The 12,782-nt window shown below is 57.6% G+C and carries 12 protein-coding genes and 1 pseudogene; 10 read left to right on the top strand and 3 right to left on the bottom strand.

Annotation, left to right across the window (positions count from 1 at the left end):
- Positions 1 to 374: pseudogene (locus ACEQWH_RS01720) on the bottom strand (GTP cyclohydrolase II); the annotation flags it as partial.
- Between the two features lie 162 nt (positions 375 to 536).
- Between ACEQWH_RS01720 and ACEQWH_RS01715 the strand changes: the two are divergent.
- From ACEQWH_RS01715 to ACEQWH_RS01695, 5 genes are all read left to right on the top strand, one after another.
- Positions 537 to 1,223, top strand: coding sequence for a response regulator transcription factor (locus ACEQWH_RS01715; protein ID WP_370227711.1), 687 nt, complete (start codon positions 537 to 539; stop codon positions 1,221 to 1,223).
- Positions 1,224 to 1,491: 268 nt separating this feature from the next.
- A complete protein-coding gene (locus tag ACEQWH_RS01710) occupies positions 1,492 to 2,280 on the top strand; it encodes an exodeoxyribonuclease III (RefSeq protein WP_370227709.1) in 789 nt (262 codons plus the stop codon).
- Positions 2,281 to 2,415: 135 nt separating this feature from the next.
- Positions 2,416 to 3,330 (top strand): tetratricopeptide repeat protein, encoded by a 915-nt coding sequence (locus ACEQWH_RS01705; RefSeq protein ID WP_370227708.1) that lies wholly within the window; start codon positions 2,416 to 2,418, stop codon positions 3,328 to 3,330.
- Positions 3,331 to 3,357: 27 nt separating this feature from the next.
- Positions 3,358 to 4,002 (top strand): LON peptidase substrate-binding domain-containing protein, encoded by a 645-nt coding sequence (locus tag ACEQWH_RS01700; RefSeq protein WP_370227706.1) that lies wholly within the window; start codon positions 3,358 to 3,360, stop codon positions 4,000 to 4,002.
- Entirely contained in the window at positions 3,999 to 4,184 is a 186-nt protein-coding gene (locus ACEQWH_RS01695) for a Trm112 family protein (RefSeq protein ID WP_370227704.1), read from the top strand. The genes ACEQWH_RS01700 and ACEQWH_RS01695 overlap by 4 nt, the downstream gene beginning before the upstream one ends.
- 5 nt (positions 4,185 to 4,189) lie before the next feature.
- Here ACEQWH_RS01695 and ACEQWH_RS01690 read toward each other — a convergent pair whose 3' ends face one another.
- On the bottom strand, positions 4,190 to 5,404 hold the full coding sequence (locus ACEQWH_RS01690; protein WP_370227702.1) for an FAD-dependent monooxygenase: 1,215 nt from the start codon (positions 5,402 to 5,404) through the stop codon (positions 4,190 to 4,192).
- 84 nt (positions 5,405 to 5,488) lie between these two features.
- Here ACEQWH_RS01690 and ACEQWH_RS01685 point away from each other — a divergent pair, with 84 nt between their 5' ends.
- From ACEQWH_RS01685 to ACEQWH_RS01670, 4 genes are all read left to right on the top strand, one after another.
- Positions 5,489 to 6,826: an amidase gene (locus tag ACEQWH_RS01685; protein WP_370227701.1), complete on the top strand. Its 1,338-nt coding sequence runs from the start codon at positions 5,489 to 5,491 to the stop codon at positions 6,824 to 6,826.
- A 283-nt stretch (positions 6,827 to 7,109) separates the two neighbouring features.
- A complete protein-coding gene (locus ACEQWH_RS01680; RefSeq protein ID WP_370227699.1) occupies positions 7,110 to 8,294 on the top strand; it encodes an aminotransferase class I/II-fold pyridoxal phosphate-dependent enzyme in 1,185 nt (394 codons plus the stop codon).
- Between the two features lie 8 nt (positions 8,295 to 8,302).
- Complete coding sequence (locus tag ACEQWH_RS01675; RefSeq protein WP_370227697.1) at positions 8,303 to 11,152, top strand: DNA translocase FtsK 4TM domain-containing protein; 2,850 nt, start codon at positions 8,303 to 8,305, stop codon at positions 11,150 to 11,152.
- 81 nt (positions 11,153 to 11,233) lie between these two features.
- Positions 11,234 to 11,872 carry an outer membrane lipoprotein carrier protein LolA gene (locus ACEQWH_RS01670; RefSeq protein WP_370227695.1) on the top strand — a complete coding sequence of 213 codons (639 nt, stop codon included), beginning with the start codon at positions 11,234 to 11,236 and terminating at the stop codon, positions 11,870 to 11,872.
- Here ACEQWH_RS01670 and ACEQWH_RS01665 read toward each other — a convergent pair.
- Positions 11,869 to 12,465: a transglycosylase SLT domain-containing protein gene (locus tag ACEQWH_RS01665; RefSeq protein WP_370227693.1), complete on the bottom strand. Its 597-nt coding sequence runs from the start codon at positions 12,463 to 12,465 to the stop codon at positions 11,869 to 11,871. The two genes, ACEQWH_RS01670 and ACEQWH_RS01665, sit on opposite strands and share 4 nt — an antisense overlap.
- 234 nt (positions 12,466 to 12,699) lie before the next feature.
- Between ACEQWH_RS01665 and ACEQWH_RS01660 the strand changes: the two genes are divergently transcribed.
- On the top strand, positions 12,700 to 12,782 hold an 83-nt coding region (locus tag ACEQWH_RS01660), incomplete at its 3' end, for a hemimethylated DNA-binding YccV-like domain-containing protein (protein WP_370227713.1).

Here is a 12,782-nt window from a genome sequence, read left to right as displayed (position 1 = left end):
GAAATGGCCGTCTGATGCAGGCTGACCGGACCGTCACGGTCGACGGCAAGCGGGCCTTTCATCGGCATCATCAGGTCATCTGAGGGATCCGCAACACAATGCACCCACCGCGTTGTGGCGTCCGCTGGCATGCGCACGCGGGCGATGTCTTTGTCGTAAACCCGTGCTTTCAGCGTTTCGGCGCGACGCGCGGTGATGACCAAAACCAGCTCGGATGTCAGACCGCGAAAATCCGTCAAACGTTCCTCAGACAGCGTTTCTGCCGAAGCCACCAAAAGCGCCTGACCCTCGCCTGTCATGATAACAGGAACCCCCATTCTGAGGTCAGAACGGGCCCGCGCGACGAGTTCTAGGATGTTTGGAGCGAAACTCATTTAGGTACTTTCGGTCGTTTTGAGCGGCAGATGTAATGATCTTTTGTCGTATTGTGAAACAAATCCCACCGGATTTACACGAGCACGTGAGGTTTTTGCAGCATACCTTGAGAAAATTGTCAGACGGTCTCAAGTCTTTGGAAACGGAATGAGGAGGACCAGATGGCTCAGCTCAAGAAAATACTGCTTGTAGACGATGACGAAGACCTGCGCGAGGCGCTGTCTGAACAGTTGGTGATGACCGAAGACTTCGACGTGTTCGAGGCTGGCAATGGCACAGAGGCCATGGGGCGCATCAAAGAAGGTCTTTATGATCTTATCATTCTGGACGTTGGCTTGCCTGACACAGATGGCCGCGAACTCTGCCGCCTGATGCGCAAGCAGGGCGTCAAAAGCCCGATCCTGATGTTGACGGGTCACGACACTGACGCGGACACGATCCTGGGTCTGGACGCAGGTGCCAATGACTATGTCAGCAAACCTTTCAAATTCCCGGTGCTTCTGGCTCGCATCCGTGCGCAGTTGCGTCAGCACGAGCAAAGCGAAGACGCTGTCTTCACGCTTGGGCCATACACATTCAAACCCGCAATGAAGATTTTGGTGACCGAAGAAGATCGCAAGATTCGTCTGACGGAAAAAGAAACCAACATCCTTAAGTTCCTCTATCGCAGCACAGATGGTGTCGTCGCACGCGATGTTCTGTTGCATGAAGTGTGGGGATACAACGCGGGCGTGACCACACATACGCTTGAAACCCATATTTACCGCCTGCGTCAGAAGATCGAGCCTGATCCCTCGAATGCGCGCCTTCTGGTAACGGAATCAGGTGGATATCGGTTGGTTGCTTGATGTTCCATCACCGCGTTTGCGAAATATTAAATACGCGGATGTATGGTGGAATTGACAGTTTTCACTATCTTATGAGAGAGTGAATACAACTTTTTGGTGATACCGCGCATATCCGGGTCAAGATATGCACCTCCCTGTTGGACTAGGTCCGGATTTTGTCCGGACCTTTTTTTGTGCCCTGTTTTTGTCAGCAGGGCTGCGGATTGGCGTGGCGCGGTCACGTGCGGCTGGCTAGAGTGCGCATACCTTTAACCATGAGAACCACGCCATGTCCTTTACGCTTGCAACCTGGAATATCAACTCTGTGCGTTTGCGCGAACCGATTGTGTTGAAGCTGCTAAAGGAAGAGTCGCCCGACGTTCTGTGCCTTCAGGAATGCAAGAGCCCGGTCGACAAGATCCCGACCGAAGGCTTTGCGGCGCTCGGCTATACCCACATGGTTGCCCGAGGACAGAAGGGCTATAACGGCGTGGCGATCCTGTCCAAAATCCCGATGGTCGACGCAGGTGATAAGGACTTTGCTGGTCTTGGGCATGCGCGTCATGTGGCGGGTCGGCTCGAGAACGGAGTGACTGTTCAGAATTTCTATGTCCCAGCGGGCGGCGACGAGCCAAATCGCGAGAAGAACGAGAAATTTGGCCATAAACTCGACTATCTGACGGACATGCGTGACTGGTTTCACGCTGAGAAACCTGAAAAGTCCATCCTTGTCGGTGATCTGAACATCGCGCCGCGCGAGGATGACGTCTGGGATCACAAGAAACTTTTGAAAGTGGTCAGCCACACGCCGATCGAGGTCGAACATCTGGCTGAAACTCAGGATGCCGGTGGCTGGGTGGATATCACGCGCAAGGATATTCCCGAGGGGCGTCTTTACAGCTGGTGGAGCTATCGCGCTAAGGATTGGGACGCTGCGGACAAAGGGCGGCGGTTGGATCACGTCTGGGCAACGCCAGATATCGCCAATGCGGGTCATTCCAGTCGGGTTCTGAGGTATGCGCGCGGCTGGGAGAAGCCCAGCGACCACGCGCCGGTTTTTGCGACCTTTGACGTCTGATAATAGGGGGCTCCGCCCCGAGGCCTTGGGCCTCTCGTCGGGATATTTTCGGCAAGAGAAATAACTGGAAGCGCCCTTGGCACCGCGCGCGGGAAACGCCATATAAGGCGCACTGGAAGAAAATGGAGCCGGACAATGCTCGAGCTTGGACAAGGTAGCGACGCCCCTGCAGGCGATCTGATTAAGGACGTATCGGAAGCGACGTTCATGCAAGACGTGGTCGAGGCCTCGATGCAGGCGCCTGTGATCGTGGATTTCTGGGCGCCTTGGTGCGGGCCGTGCAAGACCCTTGGTCCGGCGCTTGAGGCGGCCGTGATCAAGGCCAAGGGCGCGGTCACTATGGCAAAAGTCAATGTGGACGAAAACCAGATGATCGCGGGTCAGATGCGGGTTCAGTCCATTCCGACGGTCTATGCGTTTTATCAGGGGCAGCCGATCGACGGGTTTCAGGGCGCTGTGCCGCCGTCTGAGATAGATGCTTTTGTTGCGCGGGTTGTCGAGCAATCCGGTGGATCAGCCGATGGCGGGCTCGCGGATGCGCTGGCTGCGGCAGAGGAAATGCTGGAAGCTGGCGATGCCGCAGATGCGGCGCAGACGTTTGCGGCGATTTTGGGCGAAGACCCCATGAGCGCAGCCGCTTTTGGCGGGTTGGCGCGGGCTCATCTGGCGTTGGGCGAAGTCGATCAGGCCGAGGCCGTGCTAAACGGTGCACCGGCGGACATCGCTGATGCTCAGGAAATCGAAGCGGTGTTTGCGCAGATCGAACTGGCGCGTCAGGCGGAAAATGCCGGGCCGGTTGCCGAGTTGATGGCGCAGGTTGAGGCAGATCCGCAGAATTATCAGGCGCGTCTTGATCTGGCACAGGCCCAGCACGCGGCGGGCGATGCCGAGGCGGCTGTGAACACGCTTTTGGATCTATTCCGGCTTGATCGCGAGTGGAACGACGGCGCAGCCAAGGCGCAATTGTTCACGATTTTTGATGCGCTGCAGCCCAACGATCCGGTGGTGCTGAACGGGCGTCGCAAACTGTCGTCGATGATATTTGCCTAAATCGGAAACCGCGCTAAGCTCTTGCGTATGTTCAAAGCTGCGGACCTTCCTGAAATCGTACCGATTTTCCCGTTGCCCGGGGCGCTGTTGCTGCCGCGGGCAAGACTGCCATTGCATATTTTCGAACCGCGTTACCTGGCGATGCTGGATGATGCGCTGAAAACCCGAGATCGGCTGATCGCGATGATCCAGCCCGCGGTGCATGGTCACGGTGGTGAGGATGCATTGCATCAGATCGGCTGTGCCGGGCGCATCACACAGTTTTCTGAAACCGAAGACGGGCGATATATGGTCACCCTGTCCGGGATTTCTCGGTTTCGGGTCGAGCAGGAACTGTCTGGTTTTCAACCCTATCGACGCTGTCAGGTGCACTGGCAGGATTTCTCGCGCGATTTGGGCGGGGTTGAGAAAGACAGCAGTTTTGACCGCGAGAGTTTCTTGCTGCTGCTGCAAAGATTTTTTGAGAGCCGTCAGCTGTCGACAGATTGGGACAATCTGGAAGAGGCGGACGACGAGTTGCTGATCAATTCCCTGTCGATGATGTTGGAGTTTCAGCCCGAGGACAAACAGGCGCTGCTTGAGGCACCGTCGTTGACGACGCGGCGGGAAACCCTTGTGACCTTGATGGAATTTGCGCTACGAGGCGGCACGCAAGAGGATTTGATTCAATGAGCGACGCCCAGCCATTTGACCCGCATATGCTTGAGGCTCTGATTTGCCCGCGCACCCAAAGCACCTTGGAATATGATGCCGACGCGCAAGAGCTGGTGTCACGCAAGGCCGGGTTGGCCTATCCTATCCGCAACGGCATTCCGATCATGCTGGTCGGCGAAGCGCGCGAGCTGGACTCCTAAGCCATTTACCGCATCAAACGGGGCAAATCCCCGGTCAGGCCAGCCGCCTCGCGGATGAAACTGCGGCGCAGTCCGGGGATGGCGTTCACAACGCCCATTCCCAAATCACGTCCAAGGCGCAGAAGCGGGTTGTCGTTGGAAAACAGTTTGTTTGACAGATCCGTCGCGGCAACCAGGGTCGACGTGTCAAAGCGCCGCCACTGCTGATACCGTTCCAGAACGTCGATGGCGGCAAAATCTTCGCCACGCGCAGCTGCATCGCTTAGAGTTTCCACCAGCGCGGCCACATCGCGCAGACCGGCGTTCAGACCCTGACCTGCGATTGGGTGCAAACCGTGGGCCGCATCGCCTACCAGAGCAATCCGAGGCGCGACAAAGTGGTTCGCAACACTCAGGCCGAGCGGATAGGTGAACCGCGCGCCGGCCAGCGAGATCTCACCGAGAAAGTCGCCAAACCGAGGGCGCAGAACGGCGAGGTAATCTTCGTCGTCAAGCGCGTGAATTGCGGCGGCGTTTTCTTTGGTTTCAGACCAGACGATAGAGCTGCGGTTTCCCGGCAGGGGAAGGATGGCCAGCGGTCCGGGGGGCATAAAGAACTGATGCGCGACGCCATTGTGGGGCAGCGCGTGATCGATGGCACAGACCAGCGCGGTCTGTTGATAGGCCCAGCCGGTGCGTTTGATGCCAGCGCGCTGCGCCACACCGCTTTGTTTGCCGTCGCAGCCGACAAGAAGCTTAGCGGTCAGCGTCTCGCCAGAGGTGAGCGTAACCGTGACGCCCTGCACATCCACCGTTTGATCGACAACAGAAGTCTCGTTGATCTGCGTGATCGCATCGTTTTTGGCCAGAGCCGTTTGGAAGGCGCGGTAGAGAAAGCGGTCTTCGCACATATAGCCCATGGGGCCTTCCTCGATCTCAGCATGATCAAAGTGAAGAAAGAAAGGCGAAGGCCCTTCGCCAGCGCGACCGTCGCTGACTTTGATGTCCAGCATGGGTTGCGTATTGGCGGCGACGCTGTCCCAGACGCCAAGCGCGCGCAGCAGGCGTTGCGAGGCCAGCGCCAGGGCATAGCTGCGGCCATCAAAGTTATCAGAGGCGCGTGCGCTCTGTGGGCGGGCATCCACGATGGCCACCGAAAAGCCGGCTTGGGCCAGTCCCAGAGCCAGGGCCGGGCCGTTCAGGCCTCCGCCCGCGATCAGGATATCAAAATCGTGCGTCATTGCCTTTCAATATGCGCTTCACTTCGGGATTGTCCATGCGCCCAAGGGCCGCTACCGTTCAGAAAATTTTCAAAGGGGATCGAGATGTTCGAGTGGCTCAAGATGAGTGCCGCGCAGCTAGGGCGGGGCATTGGGGATGGCGCGATTGATCCTGTGGCTCTGGCACAGGCATTTTTGGGCGCGATCGACAGCAGCGATCATCGCGACCGGATCTATGCACGCGTGACCCATGACCGCGCGATGGCCGAGGCCGAAGCCGCCGCAGAACGGGCCCGCGCCGGAGAACGTCTGTCGCCCTTGGATGGGGTGCCTGTCAGTTGGAAAGACTTGTTTGATTCCGAAGGCGTGGCCACGGAGTCAGGCTCTGCCCTGCTGAAAGACAGGGTGCCCGCGCAAGACGCCAAAGTTCTGCAGACCGCAACACGGCTTGGAACGGTATGTTTGGGCAAGACGCATATGTCTGAACTTGCGTTTTCTGGTTTGGGTTTGAACCCAATCACCGCGACTCCGCCGTGTATCAACAACAAGAACGCGGTGCCTGGCGGGTCATCTTCGGGGGCCGCGGCCTCTGTTGCTTTTGATCTTGCGCCTTTGGCGATTGGGTCTGACACCGGCGGCTCTGTCAGAATCCCGTCGGCCTGGAATGATCTGGTGGGTCTGAAAACCACCTGGGGGCGTCTGGACGACACGGGCACGGTGCCGCTGTGCAAAAAATTCGACACAATCGGGCCCTTGTGCCGTTCTGTCGAGGATGCGGCCCTGGCGCTGGCGTTGCTGGAGGGCGGGTCGCCGGTGGATCTGCGCCGCGCAAGCCTGAAGGGGCGGCGGTTCGCTATTTTGGACACGGTGGCCATGCAGGATTTGCGTGAGGGCCCGTCGCGTGGGTTTGAACATGCGGTCGATGTCCTCAGGGATGCGGGGGCCAGTGTCGTTCATATCGAAATCCCCGAACTAGAGCGGGCGATGGCGCTGTCTGGTGTGTTGTTCACGACCGAAGCCTATGGTCTTTGGCGCGATCAGATCGAAGCCAACCCGGATCTGATGTTCTCCGAGATTTTGGACAGGTTCCGCGCGGGCGGTCAGGTGTCTGGTGCAGACTATGTCAGCGCATGGGACGAGCTGCATGCGATCCGGCAGGTCTGGAGCGCGCGTGTGGCTGGATTTGATGCGGTGATCTGCCCGACTGCGCCTATTTTGCCGCCTGAAGTGCATCGTCTGGAAACCGACAAGGACTATTACGTTCAGGAAAACCTGTTGGCTTTGCGCAATACACGTATCGGGAATCTGATGGGGCTGTGCGGTGTGACGTTGCCGACAGGCGTGCCCAGCTGCGGGATCATGTTCCTGGGTGCTCCGTTTGAGGAAGAGCGTTTGCTGCGTGTGACCGCTGCAGCTGAACAGGCGCTGGAAGTGGCAAAATAGTCAGCACGAAATCATGGTCGCAAGGCCGCCGCGAAAGCTGACCCGCCCCTATGGGGCAGCTTTGAGGCTTCTATTGCGCAATCTGGTCCACACAGATGATCTCGGCCGCCATTACGTGGACAACGCTACGTCCCAACCGCTCCGCCGCGGGTCAGCCTTGGTGCGGCTTGCGCGCAAGCCACAAGCGTCTGGAGTCGCGTTGTTTTTCTGGACCTGAGGGGTAAAATTCGGTACATTGTCCCTAACGGGACGAAAATGATCCCGACAAACGAGGCAGTTCTATATGTTTCCCGAGCGGTTTTCGAACCTTCCGGCTTATGCGTTCCCGCGTCTGCGCGCCCTATTGGACGTGCATGAACCCGGTGGACCCGTTGTCCATATGACAATCGGCGAGCCGAAACATGCCTTCCCTGATTGGATCAAAGACATCCTCGCCGACAATATGGCGGGATTTAACAAATATCCGCCCAATGACGGTTCTCCCGAGCTTTTGACGTCGATCGCTGATTGGATCGGACGCAGGTTCAATGTGTCGGTGGATGCCAGCCAGCAGATCATGGTTCTGAACGGCACACGTGAGGGCCTTTACAACGCGGCGATGGCCCTGTGCCCTGAAACGAAAAACGGCGCAGCACCGGTCATTTTGACGCCGAACCCGTTTTATCAGGTCTATATGATCGCAGGCATTTCTGTCGGCGCGGATATCGAATTTGTGCCAGCCCCTGCCGAGACGGGGTTTCTGCCAGACTATGCCGCCCTGCCGGGCGACGTTTTGGACCGTACAGCGATTGCCTACATTTGCTCGCCCTCAAACCCGCAAGGAGCCGTGGCCAGCGAAGCGTATCTGCGTGATCTGATTGCTTTGGCCGAAAAGCACGATTTCCAGATCTTTGCGGATGAATGCTATTCCGAGATCTATCGCGATGCTGCCCCAAAAGGGGCGCTGGAAGTGGCCACCGAGATGGGCGCCGATCCCGAACGGGTTTTGATTTTTCACTCGCTTTCTAAACGCTCTAATCTGCCGGGGCTTCGCTCAGGCTTTGTGGCGGGTGGCCCAAAAAGCATCCAACGTATCAAACAGCTTCGCGCCTATTCCGGAGCGCCTCTGCCCCTGCCGTTGCAGCGTGTTGCAGAGAAGGTCTGGGCCGACGAAGCCCACGTCGAAGAGAACCGCCGGCTTTATGCGGAAAAATTCGACGTTGCAGATCAGATTTTCCAGGGGCTGCCGGGCTATATGAGCCCACAGGCAGGATTTTTCCTCTGGTTGCCCGTCGAAGACGGCGAAACCGCAGCCTTGAAACTGTGGAAAGAGACCGGCATTCGCGTGCTTCCGGGCGCGTATCTAAGTCGGGACGTGAACGGGGAGAACCCCGGCAAAACCTATATAAGGGTCGCTCTGGTGGCCCCAATAAAAGACGTTGAAGCCGCGCTGAGAACGCTGCGCGATTGTCTTTATAAAGAAGATTGAGGGTAAAGATGGCGTATCAGGCACGAGGTCGGGATCCACTTTTTGACAGCGACATGCAGGCGGCGATTGAACGGCGCGGCAAAGAGCTGATCGGGATCGCACTGGTTGTGGTCGGGCTTTTGGCGGCGGGGATGATCGGATCCTACACGCCTGACGATCCCAACTGGATGAGCGCGACGGACGCTCCGGTGCAAAACTGGCTTGGCCGTTTTGGCGCATCGCTGGCAGCCCCTCTCTTTATGATCATCGGCGGTGGCAGCTGGGCAATTGCGCTGATCGCGATTGCCTGGGGGATGCGCTTTGCCTTCCACCTTGGCGAAGAGCAGGCACTCAGCCGCGTGATCTTTGCGCCGATTGCTATTGCTGTTGCATCTGTCTATGCGGCCACTTTGGTGCCGGGCGCAGGCTGGACCCATGCATTTGGGTTGGGCGGTCTGTTTGGCGATACTATTTTGGGCGCCGTTTTGAATGTTTTGCCGATCAGCGCGGCCATTGGTCTTAAGCTGATGTCGGTGCTGTTTGGTGTGGCGGCTTTGCTGCTGCTGATGTTTGTCATGGGCGTCACCGCGCCCGAGCTGCGTGTGGGCACCAAATTCCTGATTGTCGGCGTGATCATGACCTATGCGACCCTGCTGACCGTGCTGGGTCGTGGCGCGAATGGCGCTGTTTCCGCAGCGCAGGCGGTGCAATCCCGCCGTCAGGATCGCAAAGATGCGCATCAGGCTGCGATACAGCAAAACAGCTGGGCCGAAGCGATGGGTGATGAAGTCGTCTATGACGACGAAGAGCTTTATGTCGAAGAAGAAAAGCCCAGCCTGTTGTCCCGCGTACCCGGTCTGGTCAAACGCCCCGAACCGATGCCTGAACCAGAGTTGGTTCAGGTCGAGCCCGTGGCGCATGTCGAAGCCATGCCGGGCGAAGACCGCATCAAAGAGAAAATCGCGGATGTGGTGAAGTCGCGCCTGCGCAATCGCCAGCATGTCTATGCACCGGATCTGGACTTGGCTCGCCAAGCTGCGGCTGCACCCGTTCCGGTACAGGAACAGGCAGTGATGACACCGGCTGCGGACACCGGGTTTCGGGCTGAACCTCCGCTGACCGCGAAGGCGATGCCGCAGGCAGAGCCGACATTGGACATTCCAATGGCTCCTGTCGATGCGGTTGAAGAAACACCTTTGGTCGAGGACGTCGAAGTGCCAGTTGCGCCAATCCCTGTGCAGCGCACCGCGCCGCAGGCGCCTGTCAGCGAGCCAAAGAAAGTGGTTCAGCACACACGCAAAGTCACCAAGCCATCGGCGCGTGCCAAGGCCGAGGCCCAGCCTCAGCTGGCATTTGAGGACAATGCGCAGGCCTATGAGTTGCCGCCGTTGAACCTGCTCACCAGCCCAGAGACTATTGAACGTCACCACCTCAGCGACGAAGCGCTCGAAGAAAACGCGCGGATGCTGGAAACGGTGCTGGATGACTATGGCGTCAAAGGCGAAATCGTCTCGGTGCGCCCGGGCCCCGTTGTCACCATGTACGAACTAGAGCCAGCGCCCGGTTTGAAAGCCAGCCGTGTGATTGGTCTGGCCGACGACATCGCCCGCTCTATGGCGGCCTTGTCTGCGCGGGTGTCCACCGTTCCGGGCCGGTCTGTGATCGGGATCGAGCTGCCGAATGACAAACGTGAAATGGTGGCCTTCCGCGAAATCCTGTCCAGCCGCGAGTATGAATCGGGCAACCGGAAACTGCCATTGGCCTTGGGTAAAGACATCGGGGGCGATCCTGTTGTCGCCAACCTTGCCAAGATGCCTCACCTGTTGATTGCGGGGACCACCGGCTCTGGTAAGTCGGTTGCGATCAACACAATGATCCTGAGCCTGCTGTACAAGCTGACTCCGGAAGAGTGCCGGATGATTATGATCGACCCGAAAATGCTGGAACTGTCCGTCTATGACGGCATTCCGCATTTGTTGTCGCCTGTTGTGACGGATCCGAAAAAGGCGGTTGTTGCCTTGAAATGGACCGTGGGCGAGATGGAAGATCGCTATCGCAAGATGTCCAAGATGGGCGTGCGCAACATCGACGGCTATAACAGCCGCGTCGAAGATGCTCTGAACCGAGGCGAGATGTTTGAACGCACCGTCCAGACGGGCTTTGACGACGAAACTGGCGAGCCGATCTTTGAAACCGAAGAGATCCAACCGGTCAAGATGCCCTATATCGTCGTCGTCGTAGACGAAATGGCGGACCTGATGATGGTTGCTGGCAAAGAAATCGAAGCCTGTATCCAGCGTCTGGCCCAGATGGCGCGGGCCTCGGGCATTCACATCATCATGGCCACCCAGCGTCCATCCGTTGACGTGATCACCGGCACGATCAAAGCGAACTTCCCGACCCGGATTTCCTTCCAGGTGACATCGAAAGTCGACAGCCGGACCATTCTTGGCGAAATGGGCGCAGAACAGCTATTGGGCATGGGCGACATGCTTTACATGGCGGGTGGTGCGAAAATCACGCGCTGCCACGGGCCCTTCGTCAGTGACGAAGAGGTCGAGGAAATCGTGAACCACCTCAAGTCCTTTGGCGAGCCTGAGTACGTCGGCGGTGTGGTTGACGGACCTGCAGACGAGAAGGCCGACAATATCGACGCCGTGCTTGGTCTGGGCGGCAACACCGGCGGCGAAGATGCGCTCTATGATCAGGCGGTCGCGATCGTCATCAAAGACCGCAAGTGTTCGACGTCTTACATTCAGCGGAAGCTGGCGATTGGTTATAACAAAGCCGCGCGTCTGGTTGAGCAGATGGAAGACGAGGGCGTTGTCTCGTCGGCGAACCACGTCGGCAAACGCGAAATTCTTGTGCCCGAGCACTAGGGCGGCGAGTTTTTGCCGCAGTCACGGAAACCTGAAAAGGCGCGGGGTTTTTCCAGCACCTTTTTTACATAGATTGAACGTATGAACAGACGCAGCCTTATTCTCGCAGCCGCGCTCTCTGCAGCGCTTCCGCTTGCCTCCCTCGCGCAGGAAATCGAAGAGGTGGAACAGCGTCCGTTGTCGCTGGAAGAGCTTTCGGCCTATCTCAATAGCCTGAAGACGGTTGAGACCACATTCACCCAGATCAATTGGGACAATTCGATTTCGACCGGTCAGTTGTGGTTGAAACGCCCGGGGCGCATCCGTCTGGAATATGACGCGCCGGACGCGGGGTTGTTGATGGCGATTGGCGGCAGCCTTGCGATCTTTGACAAGAAATCCAACCAGCCACCCGAGCGCTATCCGGTGCGCCGTACGCCACTTTGGTTGTTGCTGGAACGCAATGTGGACCTGACCGATCAAAAGATGGTGGTGGGGCACGGATTTGACGGCAGCCATACCTGGGTCGAAGCCATGGATCCCAAACGACCGGAACACGGCTCGATCCAGCTGCGGTTCACCTCAGACCCTGTTTCTCTTAAAGGGTGGGTCACGTTTGATGCGCATGGCGGCAACACGATGGTGGCGCTGGACGCGTTTGATCAGGACGTCGAAATCGACAACAATTTCTTCAACATCCAGCGCATGATCCTCGAGCTGGTGCCTGAGGAAAACCGTTAGGCGCGACGGTACCGACGACAGCTTGCAAGCTGTCGTTCATACATATTGGCGCGTGAGGCCACTTCGCCCGCAATGCGCACCAGCCAGTCCTTGTTGCGATAGGTGCCGCGTTTAAATCCGGTTCGGCCTTCGTGGTAGGCAAGATACTGGTTGCGCGCGTCATAAAGCGGAATGCCCAGACCCGTTTCGGATTTCTTCATGTACCAGCCCATGAAATCGGTCGCATCGCCAATGTCGTCGCGCTTGGCGCTCCAGCGGCCTGCGGAGCGGCGGTATTCGTCCCAGGTGCCATCCACGGCCTGCGCATAGCCATAGGCAGAGCTGGCTCGACCCATCGGCAGCACGCCCAATACATATCTGTACGGCGTACGCGCGCGGGATTTGAATTTGCTTTCCTGATAAATCACCGCCATCTGCACATGCGCAGGGACGCCCCAGCGCCGCTCGGTGTTGCGGAAGGCGCGTGCATAATGCGGCCGTTCGTTGATGATCGAACAGGCATTATCCAAATTGCGCGGCGCAGTATTGTCGCCACGACTGCCGCACGAGGCGACAACCATTAAAATGATCAAAGCGCGAAAGAATCTGCTCATCGGCCCCTCGCTATGTGTTTTTTGTTTGGAACTAATCTACCAAACCTGTCCTTCATATGGAAACAAAATTGGCGAAAACCCGCGTAACAAAGTGTTGTAGTGCAACACATTTGGCGATTTTCCCAAGAGTTAACGCGCTGGCGCGGGAGACAGTGTGTTTCCGCCGAAAATTTACCTAAAAATGGACAGTGCCCTCTTGAAGGCGATAAAGTGGGCGGGTAGGGGCTGACTGTTATGAATACCACGCGTGCAAAATATCACTTAGGACAAGTTGTCCGACATCGGAAACATCCGTTTCGCGGAGTGGTGTTTGACGT

This window comes from Cognatishimia sp., from assembly GCF_964229375.1.
GTDB lineage: Bacteria > Pseudomonadota > Alphaproteobacteria > Rhodobacterales > Rhodobacteraceae > Cognatishimia.
The sequence above is the reverse complement of the archived record's forward strand: the minus strand, read 5'-3'. Positions and strand labels throughout refer to the sequence as shown.